Here is a 16,480-nt window from a genome sequence, read left to right on the forward strand (position 1 = left end):
TGACTTTTCGACCTTCGGTCGGTATTTACCGACTAACAGTCGGTTTTAATCGTGAGGTGCGCCATGCCGAGCCGTGACATCATCGAAGCGTTTGCGAAGCGGTTGGAGGATGGGGATTTCGTTGGCGCGATCGAGACGTTCTATACGCCTGACGCGGCGACCTATGAGAACAACGCGGCACCGACCGTCGGGCGGGAGAAACTGGCAGCGAAGGAGCGCGGCGTGCTCGCCGCCTTCAAGGAGGTCAAGGCCGTCCGCGTCGGGCCGAGCCTGATCGAGGGCGACAACGTCGCCTCGCGCTGGATCTTCAGCTTCACCGACGCCGAAGGCGTCACGCGCACGCTGGAGGAGATCGCCTGGCAGACCTGGCGGGGCGATCAGCTGACCGAGGAGCGGTTTTATTACGACCCGAAGCAGCTGGGGCGGTGATACGCAAAGCCGGTACACTGCTGTCATGCCCCGGCTTGCCGCCTTCGCTAAAGCTTCGGCGGGCCGCGCATCTCGGCGGGCCTTGGCGGAGCCGGGACCGGGCGATCCAGTACGCCGAGACGATTGCGATTCAATCGATAGGCCGCGGCGTAGTGGATGCCCCGCCCAAGCCGGGGCATGACGGCGGAGCGCGGGTGGCGATCATGTTTCCGCGCGTTACAGCCGTAACGCGAGGCGCCGCATTTGTATCGATTTGTTATCGATACTGTCGATGGAACACGCAGAAGTGGTCACGGTGAGCGTGGCGGCCAGGGATAATTCATAGTTCGTCAAAGGTTTGCGGCGAATTCTCCCGATCGGGCCTGACAAACGGCCCATGCTGCTAGGCTCTGGAATGCGGACTCAACTGACCAGCTATTTCGCGCGATTGCTGGCCGGCGATCTCTCGGCATTCGGCGGTCCTGCAACCGACGACGCCATGGCCGGCCATATCCGCGCCGAACAGATGTCGATGGTGCTCGGCTATTCGGTCGGCATCATGCTCGCCAATGCCTGCAACGCCATCGTGCTGGCGATTGCGCTGTGGCATTCGGCGGACTGGAAGCTCGCCTTGATCTGGGCGGTCGTCGTCGCCGCTGCCGCGATCGCGTTCGGGCTCCAATCCCACGCCGCGCGCCGGATCACAAAACCACAATTCGTCTCGCGCCGCGCCATGCATCGGCTGGTGCGCAATGCGTTCGTCCTCGGTGCCGCCTGGGGCATCGTGCCAGTCGCCTTCTTCGCCGACGCCTCCTCCGGCGGCCAACTCGTCATCACCTGCCTCTGCTCGGGCATGCTGGCCGGCGGCGCGCTGGCCTTCGCCACCATTCCGGTCGCAGCCATCGCCTTCACGGCCCCGATCTTCGTCGGCATCGCCATCTGCCTCAGCCGGAACGGCGATCCCGCCTTTGTGCTGGTGGCGATCCTGGTGGTCGTCTACGGCACCGTGCTGCTGCGCGCCGTGTTCGTCAATTCATTCTCGTTTGCGCGGCGCGTGATACGGCAGGTCGAGGCCGAGCGCACGGTGCGGCAGGATCCGCTGACACTGCTGCCGAACCGCTTCGCCTTCAACGAGACGCTCGATGCCGCGCTAAAACGCCTTGCGCTGTCGGGCGAAGAGTTCGCGGTGCTCCTGCTCGACCTCGATCGCTTCAAGGAGGTCAACGACAAGTTCGGCCATCCTGCCGGCGACGAATTTTTGGTCCAGGTCGCAAGCCGACTGCAACGCTGCACGCGCGCGGCCGAGCATGTCTCGCGCATCGGCGGCGACGAGTTCGCGCTGGTGATGGCCAATCTCGCAAGGCCCGAAGATGCGCTCGAGATCGCCGAGCGCTTCGTCAGCGCCTTCACGGAGCCGTTCCCGATCGAGGGCCGGCAGATCGTCGGCGCAACCAGCGTCGGCATCGTGCTGGCGCCGCGCGACGGCAGCACGCAACTCGACATCATGAAGAATGCGGATGCCGCGCTCTACCGCGCCAAGAAGGCCGGACCCGGCACGGTCTGCTTCTTCGAGGTCAGCGACGACAGGGTTTCGCGTGACCGCAAGGCGCTGCAGGCGGACCTCGAGGGCGCCATTGCGCGGGAGGAGCTGTTCCTCGTGTTCCAGCCGTTCCTTGATCTCGGCGCAAACCGCATCACCGGCTTCGAGGCCCTGCTGCGCTGGCAGCATCCCCAGCGCGGATTGGTGCCGCCGAGCGAGTTCATCGGGATCGCCGAAGAGACCGGGCTGATCCACGAGATCGGCGAATGGGTGGTCCGGCGGGCCTGCGCGACGCTGTCGGACTGGCCCGACGACATCAGGGTCGCCGTGAATTTCTCCGCGGCGCAGTTTCACAACACCGGCATTCTCCAAACCATCGTGCAGGCGCTGGCCGATGCGAAGGTCTCTCCCAGCCGGCTCGAGATCGAGATCACGGAATCGATGCTGCTGTCGAAATACGGTTCGGCCGGCCCGATCCTGAACGCGCTGCTCGAACTCGGCGTCACCGTGGCGCTCGACGATTTCGGCACCGGCTTCTCGTCGCTCACTTATTTGCGCAAGCTGCCCTTCAGCCGCATCAAGATCGACCAGTCCTTCATTCGCGACATGCTGGTGCAGCCGGACTGCGCCGCGATCGTGAAGTCGGTGATCTCGCTGGCGCGCGACCTCAACATCGACGTGGTCGCCGAAGGCGTCGAAACCGCCGACCAGCTCGAATATCTGCGCCAGATCAGTTGCGACGAGGTGCAGGGCTATCTGATCAGCCGGCCGGTGGCAGCCGATGCGGTGCTGAAGTTGCTGGATACGAAGAAGCTCCGGGCGACGTTTGCGGCGTAGTCACCGAAGCATCCACAAGCCTCATGCCCGGGCTTGTCCCGGCCATCCACGCCTAACCACACGGCACGAAGAACGTGGATGCCCGGGACAAGCCCGGGCATGACGACCCAGCCTCAAATCGCATCCGCGCGAAGCAGCGTATCCACCGTAATCGTGCCCCTCGCCCGCGAGACGCAGGCGCAGATCTTCTGGTTGCTTTGCTTCTGGTGGTCGCTGAAGAAGACGTCGCGATGGTCGATCTCGCCGTCGACGGCGACGACATCGATGGCGCAGAGGCCGCATTCGCCGCGCTTGCAATCGTACATCACGTCGTGGCCGCTGGCGTTGAGCACGTCGAGCATCGAGCGTTCGCGCGGGATTTCGAGCTCGACATCGGAGCCCTTCAGGCGCACGCGAAACGTCTCGGTCGGCAGCGTGCCGCTGGAGCCGAAGGTTTCGTAGCGGAGATCGGGCAACGGATGCCCCGCGCCGATCCAGGCATGACGCGCGGCATCCAGCATGCGCATCGGGCCGCAGAACAGCGCCAGCGCGTCTTGCGGAAGTGAGGCGAACAGCGCGTCGAGATCGAGCCGCTTGCCCTCATCACTGGCATGAACGACCAGGCGATCACCGAGCATTTTCGCGAGATCGTCGAGATAGGCGGCTTCGCTGCGCGAGCGCACCGCATAGTGCAGCGTGACGTCAACGCCGCGCCGCGCCAGCGCCTGCGCGGCGCCGAGGATCGGGGTGATGCCGATGCCTCCTGCGATCAGGCAATAGCTTTCGCGAGCCCAATCGACTGCGAGTAGCGACGACGGCTGCGTGATGTCGAGCCGTGCACCCGGCTGCAAAGACCACATGTAGCGTGAGCCGCCACGGGAATCCTCGGCGCGGCGCACCGCAATTCTGAGACCACGCGGCGAGGCCTCACCGACCAGCGAATAGGACCGCGTCTCCGGCAGGCCGTCGATGGTGACGCTGACATTGATGTGGCTGCCGACCGGATAGGCTGCGGCATCGAACTGATCCGGCACGATCAGGAATTCGCGGATGCCGGGGGCGAGATCGCGGGTCGAGACGAGCGTTGCCGGAATCCAGGTTTCGATAAAGCGCATGGTGACGGCCTTAGTCGGTTGCGGTCTTGATCAGCGCGAGCGCCGGCAAGAGGTCGAGATGGGTCCGGTTGCGCAGCGCGAGCCGCAAATTGCGCACGGCGAGCCGCGCGTGCTCGCGCATCACCGCCTCCGCGCGCGCGCCTTCGCGATTCTCGATGGCGTCGATGACGACGCGGTGGTGCTCCTGCCCGATGATCAGGATCTGTTGCGCCTCCGGCAATGCCGACTGCGCCATCACGAAAGCGCTCGGGGACGCGAACGGCAGCGCCGAGGCGCGGTCGATCTGCCGGATCAGCGGCGGGCTGCGCGACAATTCGGTGAGCAGCGCGTGAAAGCGCGCGTTCAACGCGACATAGGACGAGAACGCTTCGATCGAGATCGGCACCTGGCGCAGCAGCTCGTCGATGGCGGCGAGGCATTCCTTCAGCGGCTCCAGCTCGCGCGCGGAGACGCCGCGCTCGGCGGCGAAGCGCGCGGCCAGCCCTTCCAGCGTGCCGCGCAGCTCGATGGAATCGGAGATGTCGCGCTCCGAAAACGCCTTCACCATGAAGCCGCCGGACGGGATGGCTTCCAGCAGGCCCTCCTCCTCCAGCCGCACCAGCGCCATGCGCACCGGGGTGCGCGAGGCGCCCGTCATCTCCACCGCCTGGAGCTCGGAGATGCGCTCGCCGGGGCGCAACGCGCCCGACAGGATCTGGTCGCGCAGCGCCAGCTGCGCTTTCACGGTCTGGGAGACGGAGCGATCGACCTCACGCTCGGGCGCTGCTTTCACTTGCCCTACTCCGCAGCCTGGAGATGCTGCGGCGGCGGATTTTCCTTGGCCACCATCTTGTCGATCAGCTTGCGCGTCCACATTGCGCCGGCGTCGATGTTGAGGTTGTAGAAGATGCGATCGGGGTTCTCGTCCATCGCGCGCTGCTGCGCTTCGAGGATCAGCTCGTCCTCGTGGAAGATGCCGGAGACACCTTCGCGGATCTCCGTGGTGATGCGCTGCTCGCCGATCTGGTAGTTGCGGACGAAGGCCCAGAAATAGTGACAGGTCTTTTCCGTCTCGGGCGTGATGGTGTTGAGGACAAAACCGTTGACACCCTGCGAGCGGTCGCCTTCGGGCGCGCCGGTGCCTGTCGGCGCCACGCCGACGTCGATGGCGATGGTGCACGGCGCTTCGAAGCGGATGATCTGCCAGCGATCGACCAGGCCGGACTTGCCGAGTTGTTTCGCCCAGAACGGCGGCGCCTCGATGCCGCGCATCCAGCGCGTTACTGTGACCGTCTTCTCACCATGGGTGACGTCGAACGGCGCTTCCGCAACCGCCTCGTTGCCGATGGAGGAGCCGTGCACAAAAGTCTCGTGGGTGAGATCCATGAGATTGTCGAGCACGAGACGGTAGTCGCAATTGACGTGAATGGTCTTGCCATCGCCGGCCCAGGCCGGGTCGTGATTCCAGTGCATGTCGGGCACGAGCGCAGGGTCCGCGAGCGCGGGATCGCCCATCCAGAGCCAGATGTAGCGGTGACGCTCGACCACGGGATAGGCGCGCACGCAGGCCGACGGGTTGATGGTCTCCTGCGAGGGCATGAAGGTGCAGCGCCCTTGCGCGTTGTATTTCAGGCCGTGATAGCCGCAGACGACGGTGTCGCCTTCGAGCCGGCCCTTGGACAGCGGCACCAGCCGGTGCCAGCAGGCATCCTCCAGCGCGGCCACCGAGCCGTCGGCCTTGCGGTACATCACAACGTGCTTGCCGCAGATCGTCCGCGGCAGCAGCGCCGGCTTGACGTCAGCGTCCCAAGCGGCGGCGTACCAGGCGTTCATGGGGAAGGTTTTTGTCACCGGCGATCTCCCAAGGCTTATGTATGCGCTATGTATACAATACCGGAGAAATAGAATCGTTCAAGGCCTAAAAATGGCGTATCTAATTACCTATTTGGGAGATACTGTATACATTCCCAACCGCAGGTCATTCCCCGCGAAAGGCGGGGAATCCAGTACTCCGCGGCCCATCGGCTGAAGCACAGCCGTCTCGGAGTACTGGATCGCCCGCCTTCCGGGCGATGACAGCGGAGGATGCGGCGGGCACTTCCCGAAGGGCGATGGCCTCAGCGCGGTTGCCCCGCCTTAGCACCCTACGCCCCGAACACCTTCTTCAGCCCGGCCTGGGCCTCTTCCTGAATCCGCTTCAGGTGGTCGGTGCTGCGGAAACTTTCAGCGTAGATCTTGTAGACGTCCTCCGTCCCCGACGGCCGTGCGGCGAACCAGCCGAAATCGGTCTCGACCTTGATGCCGCCGAACGATTGGCCGTTGCCGGGCGCCTTGCTCAGCGTGGCGCGGACGGGGTCGCCGGCGAGATCCTTCAGGCCGAGCTGCTCGGGCGTGACGGATTTCAGAATGTTCTTCTGCGGCGTGGTGGCGGCGACGTCGATGCGGGCGTAATGGGGCACGCCGAGCTCGGCGGTGAGATCGTTGAACAATTGGCTCGGGTCGCGGCCGGTCTTCGCCATGATCTCGGCGGCGAGCAGGCCGAGGATGACGCCGTCCTTGTCGGTGGTCCACGCAGTGCCGTCGCGGCGCAGGAACGAGGCGCCTGCACTCTCCTCGCCGCCGAAACCGAAGCCGCCCGTGAGGAGACCGTCGACGAACCATTTGAAGCCGACCGGCGTCTCGACCAGCTTGCGGCCGAGCTTCTTGGCGACCCGGTCGATGATCGAGCTCGACACCACGGTCTTGCCGATCGCGGCACTCCCGCCCCAGTTCGGGCGGTGCGCGAACAGATAGGAGATCGCGGTGGCCAGATAATGGTTCGGATTCATCAGGCCGCCGGTGCGCGTGACGATGCCGTGGCGATCGGCGTCGGTGTCGTTGGCAAAGGCGACGTCGAAGCGGTCGCGCATCGCGATCAGGCTCGCCATCGCGTAGGGCGAGGAGCAGTCCATGCGGATCTTGCCGTCCCAGTCGACCGTCATGAAGCGGAAGGTCGGGTCGATCGCCTCGTTCACCACCGTGGCCTTCAGGCCGTAGCGCTCGATGATCGGATGCCAGTAATGCACCGCGGCGCCGCCGAGCGGATCGATACCGATATTGACGCCGGCGGATTTGACGAGGTCGAGATCGACGACGTTGCCGAGATCGGCAACGTAAGGCGTGATGAAGTCGTAGGCGTGGACATTCGCGGATTTCTTCGCCTTGGCATAGTCAATGCGCTTCACGCCCTTGAGACCGTCGGCGAGATAGGCGTTGGCGCGCTTCTCGACGACGCCAGTGACGTCGGTGTCGGCCGGGCCGCCATGTGGCGGATTGTATTTGTAGCCGCCGTCCTCGGGCGGATTGTGCGAGGGCGTGACGACGACGCCGTCTGCAAGACCAGAGGTGCGGCCCTTGTTGTAGGTCAGGATCGCGTGCGAGATGACCGGCGTCGGGGTGTAGCCGCCGTCCTTGTCGATCATGACGTCGACGCCGTTGGCCGCAAACACCTCGACGGCGCTGACCAGCGCCGGCTCGGCCAGCGCATGGGTGTCGATGCCGATGAAGAGCGGGCCGGTCAGGCCCTTTTCTTGTCGGTAATCACAAATTGCCTGCGTGGTCGCGAGGATGTGGCCCTCGTTAAAAGTGTTCTTGAACGAGGTGCCGCGGTGGCCGGAGGTACCGAACGCCACCCGCTGCGCGGGGTCGGATACGTCCGGCTTGCCGGCAAAATAGGCCGTCACCAGCCGCGGAACGTTGGTGAGCGTATCAGGCGAGACCAGCTTGCCCGCCGCGGGATGAACATCAGCCACTGAAATATCCTCGTCCTGTCGTAGAGATTGCGAAGCAGCATAGCATCGGGCAGGCCCCCGCCAAGGGCACAACACGCGCGACGGGCTGGCCGTTCCTGAGATCGTGCTATGGTCTTTCAGATCGGGGCTTTTTCGAGTCGGGGCATGACGTTGTTTCACAGGCTCTTGGTTCTTCTGATGGCCTGGCTTGCGGCGGCTGGCATCGTGCCCAATGCGATGGCCGCGGAGTTTTACACCGAGGACCTTCGCATCCCGATGACGGAGGCCGGGCCGCAGGGGCTCGAGGCGTTCCTGGTGCGCCCGGCGGGGACGAAGCGCTATCCGCTGGCGCTGCTCAGCCACGGCTCGCCGCGCAGCTTTGACGACCGCGCGACGATGTCGGCGCATAAATATTACGGCATCGCGCTCGAATATGCCCGGCGCGGCTTTGCCGCGCTGGTCGTGATGCGGCGCGGCTACGGCACCTCGCCCGGCGGCCGCGTCGACAGTATCGGCGGCTGCGCGAATGCCGCTTATTTGCCGGCAGCCGCGGTTGCGGTGGCGGATTTGCGCGCCGCGATCGACGCGATGGCGCGGCGGACAGACGTCACGACCTCAGGCATGATCGCGGCCGGCCATTCCGCCGGTGGGCTCGCCACCGTCGCGCTGACCGCGCAGGCGCCTGCGGGTCTCGTTGCCGCGATCAGCTTTGCCGGCGGCCGCGGCTCGCGCGATGACGACGACGTCTGCAACAGGGATGGCCTGGTGCAGGCCTTCGCCAGCTTCGGCAAGACCTCGCGCGTGCCGATGCTGTGGGTCTACGCGACCAACGATCTGTTCTTCGGCCCCGACCTCGCCCGCCGGCTCTATGACGGGTTTCGCGGCAATGGCGGCAACGCGACATTCATCGCGGCGCCGCCTTATGGCGACGACGGCCATTACCTCTATTCCGTGGTCGGGCGGCCGCAATGGACGCCGTATGTGGATGCGTTCCTGCGCGAGCACGGGCTCGGCCACGACGTCCTGAGCCCGCCCGATCCGCTGCCGCCACCGGGCCAGCTCAACGAGGCCGCGCGCGCCGAGTTCTCGCGCTATCTCGCCAGCACGATGCCGCACAAGGCGTTTGCGGTGTCGCCGAACGGCGGTTACGGCTGGCGTTCGGGCCGCGTCACGGCCGACGACGCCCAGCGCGATTCGCTTGCCGCCTGCATGAAGTGGTCGCCGACCTGCACGCTCTATGCGGTCGACGATCGGCTCGCCGGGACGACGCGGCAGACATCCACCGACCAGAGCTCGCGCGCGCGATAGGCACGGTCAATGTCGACCGAGGCTCTTCCGACGCTTGCGGCCCAATTCCTTCAATCGCAATGCGACCGCGCGTTCACTTCGTCCCAGTAGAATCGAAATACGCTTCGGGGGTTCGTTTTTCTCATCCAGCGCAAGGAGGCGCTCATCGTCCTCCTCGCTCCATAGACGCGATTTGTTTCCTTGCATCGACATCCTCCACCCAGGCGATGTGATGCTCCGGGTGATGGACGATCCTCGGCTATGTTCGCTAGCGCCCGGATCCGATCGGCTGTTCCGGCGATCCGGGTCCTGAGCCGGACGAACCGACGGGAAGCCCATTCGCGGTGTGACCTGCTCCCGAATTTTGCTGGGCCTGGCCGGTCGTCGTTCCGGCGGGGGCAGGTGCAGTCTGATTGTTCGTCGTACTCGTTGCACTGCGACCAGAGGCACCGCCGCTGGGATTAAAATAGTTCTGCGTCTGATTGGGAGTTGCAGAGGAAGGCGTTCCGCTCGTACCGGTGGCTGCGTGACCGGTCCCATTCATTCCAGCCGAACCCGCCGCAGTTCCTGCCGAGCCGGCGCTCCCTGAACCAGCGCCAGCGGCAGCTCCGCCGCCCGCCGCACCGGCTCCGCCAGCCCCTCCCGCGCCTCCTGCGCCTTGAGCGTAAACGCCGGTAGCTGTCGCCAACGAGGCGAGTAGTACGATTGCAAATTTGGACGGGTTCATGCCGGTTCTCCCTGGTGTTCTCAGAGATAACCAAGCAGCTGGTTGGGCGTTCCGAGATTCGCGCCAGCCACACGTTCCGGGCTGCAAAGAAATGAAGCAATCAGCCCGCCTCAGTTTATTAACATTACAGGTGTACTGCCTGCCTTATGCCAAGGGACCGGGCACATTTACATCTCTTCGCGACGTGGTGCCGCGTCGGGGCCGTCCTGCTTTCACTGGCCGCGACGAGTGGCCGCGCCAGCGACGACATATCGCAGGATGTCAGCACGACTTCGGCAATTGGCGGCAAGGCCGGAGAGTTCGGTGCCGGGGAAACGCCGACGTCACGTGCGGCCGTTCGGGCAATCATCGAGAAGGAAACGAAAGGCACGAACCTTCCTGCGGACATCGCTGAAGCCGTTGTCTTCGTCGAAAGCGGCTACAACCCCGCTGTGATCGGCAGCGTCGGCGAAGTCGGCCTCATGCAAGTGCGGCCTGAGACCGCAAGAATGCTGGGCTTCAGGGGAAGCGACGCGGAACTTGCTGTATCAGAGACCAACATCCACTATGGCGTGCTTTACCTTAGCCGTGCGTGGACTTTGGCGGGGAGCGATCTCTGCCGCGCGTTGATGAAGTATCGGGCAGGTCATGGCGAGGAAACCATGACTCCGCGCTCCCAGGTCTACTGCAATCGTGCCCGAAACCGCCTGCTCGCCATGGGATTGTCGCCGATACCCGCTCAGGCTGCGGCTACGTCAACACCAGAAGCTGCGCCAGCGCCCGTAGCTCCAAGCGCCCCGGCAAAATCGGCGCGTCTGGCCAAAACACCGGCTCAACCCAAAGCCGTCTATGCGCGCTATCGCCAAGGAACGGCGGCTGCCAGCCGCGCTTACTGGGCCGCTCATGAAGCCAAAATCGGCCTGATCAAAGCTCGTATCGAAGCAAGATGGAAGCGGGTCGCATCGCGCTGACGACGATGCGGCCAATACGCTTCTAGAGCCGCTCGCTGAGCGCGAGCTTGTAGCCGACGCCGGTGACGGTCGCGATCACAGGCGTGCCGCTGCCGACCAGCTTGCGGCGCAGTCGCGCCACCAGCGCATCGACGGTGCGGATATCGACCTCGGCCTGGCGGTTGCTGACGACCTCGATCAGATAGTCGCGGCTGAGCGGCCTGCCGTCGGCGCCGACCAGCGCCGCCAGCAGGTCGAACTCGGCGCGGGTGAGCGCCACCGGCTTGCCGTCGCCGCCGAGCAGCTCGCGCCGGGTCAGGTCGATGATCCAGTCGCCAAAGGCGATCGAATTGTGGTTGCGCGCCGCCTTGCGGTCGAGCGAGCGCCGCCGCAGCACGCTGCGTGCGCGCGCGAGCAGGTCGCGCAGATTGATCGGCTTGGTGACGTAATGGTCGCCGGCGATCTCGAGGCCGAGGATGCGATCGACGTCGGTATCGCGGCGGGTCACGAAGATGATGCCGGCGTTGCTGGTCGCCTGGATTTCCTTGGCGAGCTCAAAACCGTCGCCGTCCGGCAACTGCAGGTCGAGGAAGACGAGATCGGTCCGCGCCCGCAGCGCCTGGCGGCATTCCGCGCAGGAGCCGGCGCCGACCACGTCAAAATTGTTCTCGCTGAAATAGCCGACCAGCATGGTCCGCGTCACCGGATCGTCTTCGACGACGAGCAGCCGCTCACGGCCCGCGGGACGCACTTCCTGACGTGCGGAATCAGTCACGATGTTGGATGTCCTGTGTGCCTGCGGCCCGGCCTGAAAATTCAAGTCGTCGCGCAAGGCGCCGTCCTGTGAACGTACATTCACGACTGGTTCGAGCCCCCGAAATTGCCTGCTGGAATACTAGGCGTGTTGTGTTGCCCAAACAATATTGGTCACGGTATTGAAGTATTAAGTATGAACTGCCCCACAATTCTCATCCAGCGCATCGCTGGCGCCGGAGCAGGATCCGCTCGTCCGGACCTCGGTTCAACCGCTGGTTAACGTAAAGAAGGTGTTTAGCTTCGGAAAAGCCGGCCGCGCCGCTATGGTCCTCGCTTGCAGATGGGAAACCGCGGAGCAGGGTGATGCAGGGGCAGGCCCGGCCAGTTGCCGGTCGAACCGAGGACGGCGCAGCGCGTCTCAGCCGTTCGCACAGCCTCGACGTCCTGCGCGGTCTCGCCATCGTCGGCGTGATGGCGATCCACGTCTCACAGTCGTTCCCCTCGAACATCCACGCCGTCGATTACGCCTTCATGTGCGGCTGGACCGGCGTCAACGTGTTCTACTTCGTCAGCGCCATGACGATGTGCCTGATGTGGACGCGGCGCACCGAGGCGAACCCGACGCGCAAATTCTACATCCGGAGATTCCTGCGTATCGCGCCGCTGTTCTGGCTAGCGATTCCGCTCTACCTTTTCGTCAACGGCACGAGCCCGAGCTACAACGCGCCCAACGGCATCGGGCCGCTTCAGGTGATCCTGACCGCGACCTTCCTGCACGGCTTCTGGCCTGACAGCGTCAACAGCGTCGTGCCGGGCGACTGGTCGATCGCGGCGGAGATGACTTTCTACCTCATGTTTCCCTTCGTGATCACGGCCTTCGGATCGCGCCGCCATCTCTATCTTGCGCTCGCGATCGTGCTGCATCTCGTCAATGTCTGCCTGTTCAAGCCATGGGCCTTCGCGCTGTTCTCGGCCTATTACGGAGCGGGCAACGAGGCCTTCGTCTGGAACGCGCTGCACATCAGCTTCCTGAACCAGCTGCCGGTCTTCCTCGTGGGATGCGCACTGTTCTTCTCGCTGCGCGATGGTTTTGCGAAATCGGACGCGGCGATCTTCGCCATCTTCATCGCACTGTCGTTCGTCGCCGATCGCGCGACCGGCTCGCACGAGTTCAACTATCTGATGATCAACCTCGTGCTCGGCGCTTGTGTTGCAGGCTGCATCCGCTTTGCGCTCCGCCTGCAGCCGCTGGAAGCCCTCGGCCGCAATTCCTATTCGATGTATTTGTCGCACTTCGCGGTGATCCTTGGCCTGCGCCAGATCTGGCCGCTCGCGGACGGATTGGTCTCGCTGCTGATCGCCTATGTCGTCACCGCCGCGCTCAGCTATCTCGTCGCGCGTGCGACCTGGCACCTGGTCGAGGGTCACGCGCAGGATTTTGCGCATCGCCTGACGTCGGGGACAACGACGGCCACGCGCGAGGAGCCCGTCACTGCCGCAGCCGTTGCGCTGAACGGCCGCAGCGCCGGCGCGTAAACCGCCTTTAGGACGTTCCCACCTCGATCCGGTACGACAGCGCTTCTTCCGCGCCCGGTGCGATATGCATCAGGCCCGGCTTGTCGCTGAACTCACCGTCGAAATCCCTGGGGCTTGCATAGCCGCGCCAGGGCTCGATGCAGAGGAACGGCGCGCCCGTCGGTTTCGACCAGACGCCGAGCTCGCGAAAGCCGCGCCACGACATTTTGAGCCACGGCCCGCCATTCGGTCCGGCCGCATAGCGGACCGCATGGCTGTTGACGGGATCGAGGATCACGGCGTCGCTGGTGAACAGGGATTCCGACAAAGGAAGCACCGTGCCTCGGACCGGGCTCGGATCCGTTGCCGCGAGCAGCAACCCGCCCTCGACACGGCGAACCGGAGACGGCTCCTCGTTCGTGAACGTCAGCGCGTAGCTCTCCTTCGGCACGCCAGCCTGAAGCGGCCAGTTGAAGGCGGGGTGGCCACCGAGCGACACCGGCAATGTCTCGCCGCCGGTGTTGACGACCGTGAGTGTGAGATCGAGACCGGATTCATCGAGCGCATAGGCAGCCGTCAGTCGGAACGGGAACGGATAGAGCGCGCGCGTCGCCTCACTGTCTTCGAGTACCAGCGTGCAACGACCCTCACCGCGCTCCACCCAGCCAAAGCGGCTGTCGCGGGCAAAGCCGTGCTGGGTGATCCGGTAGGTTTTGCCCCGGTGCCGCATTTCGTCATTGACGAGGCGCCCGACGATCGGAAACAGCAGCGGCGCATGGCGCGCCCAGGCCGGCCCGGCCTGCCAGACGAACTCGGTGGCGCCTCCGTCCTTCAGCGAGCACAGCTCGGCGCCTTGCGCCTTGATGGTCGCGGTGAGCCCGCCGCTGCGGATCGTGTGCGTGTCGTCGGTCATGACCATCTCCATCGCGGCAGCCGCGACCGGATCATATCGCATCAGAAACGATTTCGCCCGCCTCTTAATGGGGCGGGCGAAGATCAATGCCGTAGAAGCTGTCAGGCCTGAGAGGAGCGCCCGATGCTCTCATAGACGAAGCCGGCGGCGGCCATCTCTTCGGGGCGGTAGATGTTGCGGAGGTCGACCACGACGGGCTGCGTCATGATGCTCTTCAGCCGGTCGAGATCGAGCGCGCGGAACTGCGTCCATTCGGTGACGACGACCAGCGCATCGGCGCCTTCCGCGCAGGAATAGGCATCCTCGCAATAAATGATGTTGGGCAACTCACTCTTGGCCTGCTCCATGCCGACGGGATCGAACGCTTTCACCTTCGCGCCCATGTCGATCAGGCCGGTGACGAGAGGGATCGACGGCGCGTCGCGCATGTCGTCGGTATCAGGCTTGAAGGTGAGGCCGAGCACCGCGATGGTCTTGCCGCGCAAGGAGCCGCCGAGCGCCTGGCTGACCTTGCGCGCCATCGCACGCTTGCGGTTCTCGTTGACGGCCAGCACGGATTCGACGATGCGCAAGCTCACATCATAGTCCTGCGCGATCTTGATCAGCGCCTTGGTGTCCTTCGGGAAGCAGGAGCCGCCGAAGCCCGGACCGGCGTGCAGGAATTTGGTGCCGATACGGTTGTCCAGGCCAATGCCGCGCGCGACCTCCTGCACGTTGGCGCCGACCTTCTCGGAAAGGTCCGCGATCTCGTTGATGAAGGTGATCTTGGTCGCGAGGAACGCGTTGGCGGCGTATTTGATCATCTCGGCGGTGCGGCGCGCCGTGAACATCAGCGGCGCCTGGTTCAGCGACAATGGACGATAGATGTCACCCATCACCTTGCGGCCGCGCTCGTCGGAGATGCCGACCACGACGCGGTCGGGGAACTTGAAGTCGCGGATCGCCGCGCCTTCGCGAAGGAACTCGGGGTTGGAGGCGACGACGACGTCGGCCTTGGGATTGGTCTCGCGGATGATGCGCTCGACCTCGTCGCCGGTACCGACCGGCACTGTCGACTTCGTCACCACGACGGTGAAGCCGGACAGCGACTGCGCGATCTCTTTCGCGGCGGCATAGACGTAGGACAGATCGGCATGACCATCGCCACGGCGCGACGGCGTGCCGACCGCGATGAACACAGCGTCGGCGTCTGCAACCGGCTTCGACAAATCGGTGGTGAAGTCGAGCCGTTTCGCCTTGACGTTGGTCGCGACCAGCTCGTCGAGGCCCGGCTCGTAGATCGGGATTTCGCCGCGATGAAGTGCCGCGATCTTCCTCTCGTCCTTGTCGACGCAGGTGACGTCGTGACCGAAATCCGCAAAACAGGCTCCGGACACCAGTCCCACATAGCCCGTTCCGATCATCGCGATTCGCATGAAAAACTCTTTCCGTTGAAGACGGATGTTCCACTGAACACCCTAGACCATTTCTCTATCCGACCGCTCGCCCAACATTAGGGCAAGTTGCTGCGCGAACTGAATAAACCTTAGTCGCTCGACGTGACAAGAGCCGCGGACATCGCGCGAAATACGCGACATGCAATTGTTGCATTCTACGTATGCGCGAGATACGCCGCGTAGGCACGTTTTAAGCCGTCGTGAAGCGAGGTCGTGGCGCGCCAGCCGAGCCTTCCGAGGCGGCTGACGTCGAGCAGCTTGCGCGGCGTGCCGTCGGGGCGCGACGTGTCGAAAGAGATCTCGCCGCTGTAACCGACGATTTCGGCGACGACGCGCGCGAACTCGGCGATGGTGATATCCTCACCGGTGCCGACGTTGATCAGTTCCGCACCGGAATAGGTCTTCATCAGGTGCACGCAGGCATCCGCCATGTCGTCGACATAGAGGAACTCGCGCCGCGGCGTGCCGGTGCCCCACACCACGACGCTCTTCGCGCCTGACACCTTCGCCTCGTGGAAGCGACGGATCAGGGCGGCGACGACGTGGCTCAGCTCGGGATGATAATTGTCGCCGGGGCCGTAGAGATTGGTCGGCATCACGCTGATGAAGTCGCTGCCATACTGGCTGCGATAGGCCTCCGCCATCTTGATGCCGGCGATTTTTGCAATTGCATAGGGCTCGTTGGTCGGCTCCAGCGGACCTGTCAGCACGGAGTCCTCGCGCAGCGGCTGCGGCGCCAGCTTCGGATAGATGCAGGACGAGCCCAAAAACATCAGCTTCTCGGCGCCGTTCTGATGCGCGGCCTGGATCACGTTCGCCGCGATCGCGATGTTGTCATAGATGAACTCGGCACGCAGCGTGTCGTTGGCGACGATGCCGCCGACCTTGGCGGCGGCCAGGAAGATCACTTGCGGCCGCGCCTTCGCGAACCAGTCGAACACCGCGGCCTGGTTACAGAGATCGACCTCGCGCCGGTCGACCGTGACGAGCTTGACGTCCTCCCGTTCGAGCCGCCGTGCAATCGCAGCTCCGACCATGCCGCGATGGCCGGCGACGTAGACGCTTTTGCCCTTCAGCTCAAACGGTGCGTTTGCCATTGGCCGCATCCCGCTTGGCCTCGGCCAGATCGCTCGCCATCATCTCCGCGACCAGCTCTGCAAAACTCCGCTTCGGCTTCCAGCCCAGCACGTCGCGCGCCTTGCTGGCATCGCCAATGAGGAGATCGACCTCGGTCGGGCGGAAATAGGTCGGATCGATCTTCACGACCGTCTTGCCGCTCGTCTCGTCGA

Annotated in this window: 14 protein-coding genes; 5 read left to right on the top strand and 9 right to left on the bottom strand. The window is 64.4% G+C overall.

All coding sequences use genetic code 11. From position 1 onward, the window contains the following. Positions 1-63: 63 nt before the first annotated feature. Together B5V03_RS23310 and B5V03_RS23315 are read left to right on the top strand one after the other, a co-directional pair. Entirely contained in the window at positions 64-429 is a 366-nt protein-coding gene (locus B5V03_RS23310) for a nuclear transport factor 2 family protein (RefSeq protein WP_129272735.1), read from the top strand. A gap of 394 nt (positions 430-823) precedes the next feature. Then, on the top strand, positions 824-2,785 hold the full coding sequence (locus B5V03_RS23315) for a putative bifunctional diguanylate cyclase/phosphodiesterase (protein ID WP_129272736.1): 1,962 nt from the start codon (positions 824-826) through the stop codon (positions 2,783-2,785). A 113-nt stretch (positions 2,786-2,898) separates the two neighbouring features. On the opposite strand, the gene B5V03_RS23325 is transcribed toward B5V03_RS23315, so the two are convergent. The 4 genes from B5V03_RS23325 to pgm form a co-directional block, all read right to left on the bottom strand. Then, positions 2,899-3,879 (bottom strand): PDR/VanB family oxidoreductase, encoded by a 981-nt coding sequence (locus B5V03_RS23325; RefSeq protein ID WP_129272738.1) that lies wholly within the window; start codon positions 3,877-3,879, stop codon positions 2,899-2,901. A 10-nt stretch (positions 3,880-3,889) separates the two neighbouring features. After that, on the bottom strand, positions 3,890-4,651 hold the full coding sequence (locus B5V03_RS23330) for a GntR family transcriptional regulator (RefSeq protein ID WP_129272739.1): 762 nt from the start codon (positions 4,649-4,651) through the stop codon (positions 3,890-3,892). 5 nt (positions 4,652-4,656) lie between these two features. Next, complete coding sequence (locus tag B5V03_RS23335; protein WP_129272747.1) at positions 4,657-5,691, bottom strand: aromatic ring-hydroxylating dioxygenase subunit alpha; 1,035 nt, start codon at positions 5,689-5,691, stop codon at positions 4,657-4,659. 311 nt (positions 5,692-6,002) lie between these two features. After that, the gene (gene pgm / locus B5V03_RS23340) at positions 6,003-7,649 is read right to left on the bottom strand and encodes a phosphoglucomutase (alpha-D-glucose-1,6-bisphosphate-dependent) (RefSeq protein ID WP_129272740.1); all 1,647 of its coding nucleotides are present in this window, start codon (positions 7,647-7,649) and stop codon (positions 6,003-6,005) included. Between the two features lie 144 nt (positions 7,650-7,793). On the opposite strand from pgm, the gene B5V03_RS23345 reads away from it, so the two are divergent. Together B5V03_RS23345 and B5V03_RS23350 are read left to right on the top strand one after the other, a co-directional pair. After that, on the top strand, positions 7,794-8,936 hold the full coding sequence (locus B5V03_RS23345; protein ID WP_129272741.1) for an alpha/beta hydrolase family protein: 1,143 nt from the start codon (positions 7,794-7,796) through the stop codon (positions 8,934-8,936). Between the two features lie 852 nt (positions 8,937-9,788). Continuing rightward, entirely contained in the window at positions 9,789-10,592 is an 804-nt protein-coding gene (locus B5V03_RS23350) for a transglycosylase SLT domain-containing protein (RefSeq protein ID WP_129272742.1), read from the top strand. Between the two features lie 22 nt (positions 10,593-10,614). Here B5V03_RS23350 and B5V03_RS23355 read toward each other — a convergent pair whose 3' ends face one another. Then, a complete protein-coding gene (locus tag B5V03_RS23355) occupies positions 10,615-11,430 on the bottom strand; it encodes a response regulator transcription factor (RefSeq protein ID WP_129272743.1) in 816 nt (271 codons plus the stop codon). 260 nt (positions 11,431-11,690) lie between these two features. Between B5V03_RS23355 and B5V03_RS23360 the strand changes: the two genes are divergently transcribed. Next, entirely contained in the window at positions 11,691-12,863 is a 1,173-nt protein-coding gene (locus tag B5V03_RS23360) for an acyltransferase family protein (RefSeq protein ID WP_129272744.1), read from the top strand. A gap of 7 nt (positions 12,864-12,870) precedes the next feature. Here the strand turns inward: B5V03_RS23360 and B5V03_RS23365 are convergent, their stop codons facing one another. The 4 genes from B5V03_RS23365 to B5V03_RS23380 all read right to left on the bottom strand — a co-directional run. Then, on the bottom strand, positions 12,871-13,755 hold the full coding sequence (locus B5V03_RS23365; RefSeq protein WP_164988226.1) for an aldose 1-epimerase family protein: 885 nt from the start codon (positions 13,753-13,755) through the stop codon (positions 12,871-12,873). 101 nt (positions 13,756-13,856) lie between these two features. Continuing rightward, positions 13,857-15,170: a UDP-glucose dehydrogenase family protein gene (locus B5V03_RS23370; RefSeq protein WP_129272745.1), complete on the bottom strand. Its 1,314-nt coding sequence runs from the start codon at positions 15,168-15,170 to the stop codon at positions 13,857-13,859. A gap of 176 nt (positions 15,171-15,346) precedes the next feature. Beyond that, a complete protein-coding gene (gene fcl / locus B5V03_RS23375; RefSeq protein WP_164988227.1) occupies positions 15,347-16,288 on the bottom strand; it encodes a GDP-L-fucose synthase in 942 nt (313 codons plus the stop codon). Next, positions 16,269-16,480: GDP-mannose 4,6-dehydratase (locus B5V03_RS23380; RefSeq protein WP_206736179.1), on the bottom strand; the 212-nt coding region annotated here is incomplete at its 5' end. The genes B5V03_RS23380 and fcl, both read right to left, overlap by 20 nt.

The sequence above is a fragment of the Bradyrhizobium betae genome (assembly GCF_004123905.1).
Classification (GTDB): Bacteria; Pseudomonadota; Alphaproteobacteria; order Rhizobiales; family Xanthobacteraceae; genus Bradyrhizobium; species Bradyrhizobium betae_A.

What these genes read in the sequence shown, in the direction of transcription:
- B5V03_RS23310 (WP_129272735.1), top strand. Translation starts at nt 64, where the DNA reads ATGCCGAGCCGTGACATCATCGAAGCGTTTGCGAAGCGGTTGGAGGAT.
- B5V03_RS23315 (WP_129272736.1), top strand. Translation starts at nt 824, where the DNA reads ATGCGGACTCAACTGACCAGCTATTTCGCGCGATTGCTGGCCGGCGAT.
- B5V03_RS23325 (WP_129272738.1), bottom strand. Translation starts at nt 3,879, where the DNA reads ATGCGCTTTATCGAAACCTGGATTCCGGCAACGCTCGTCTCGACCCGC.
- B5V03_RS23335 (WP_129272747.1), bottom strand. Translation starts at nt 5,691, where the DNA reads ATGAACGCCTGGTACGCCGCCGCTTGGGACGCTGACGTCAAGCCGGCG.
- B5V03_RS23345 (WP_129272741.1), top strand. Translation starts at nt 7,794, where the DNA reads ATGACGTTGTTTCACAGGCTCTTGGTTCTTCTGATGGCCTGGCTTGCG.
- B5V03_RS23350 (WP_129272742.1), top strand. Translation starts at nt 9,789, where the DNA reads ATGCCAAGGGACCGGGCACATTTACATCTCTTCGCGACGTGGTGCCGC.
- B5V03_RS23360 (WP_129272744.1), top strand. Translation starts at nt 11,691, where the DNA reads ATGCAGGGGCAGGCCCGGCCAGTTGCCGGTCGAACCGAGGACGGCGCA.
- B5V03_RS23365 (WP_164988226.1), bottom strand. Translation starts at nt 13,755, where the DNA reads ATGACCGACGACACGCACACGATCCGCAGCGGCGGGCTCACCGCGACC.
- B5V03_RS23370 (WP_129272745.1), bottom strand. Translation starts at nt 15,170, where the DNA reads ATGCGAATCGCGATGATCGGAACGGGCTATGTGGGACTGGTGTCCGGA.
- fcl (WP_164988227.1), bottom strand. Translation starts at nt 16,288, where the DNA reads ATGGCAAACGCACCGTTTGAGCTGAAGGGCAAAAGCGTCTACGTCGCC.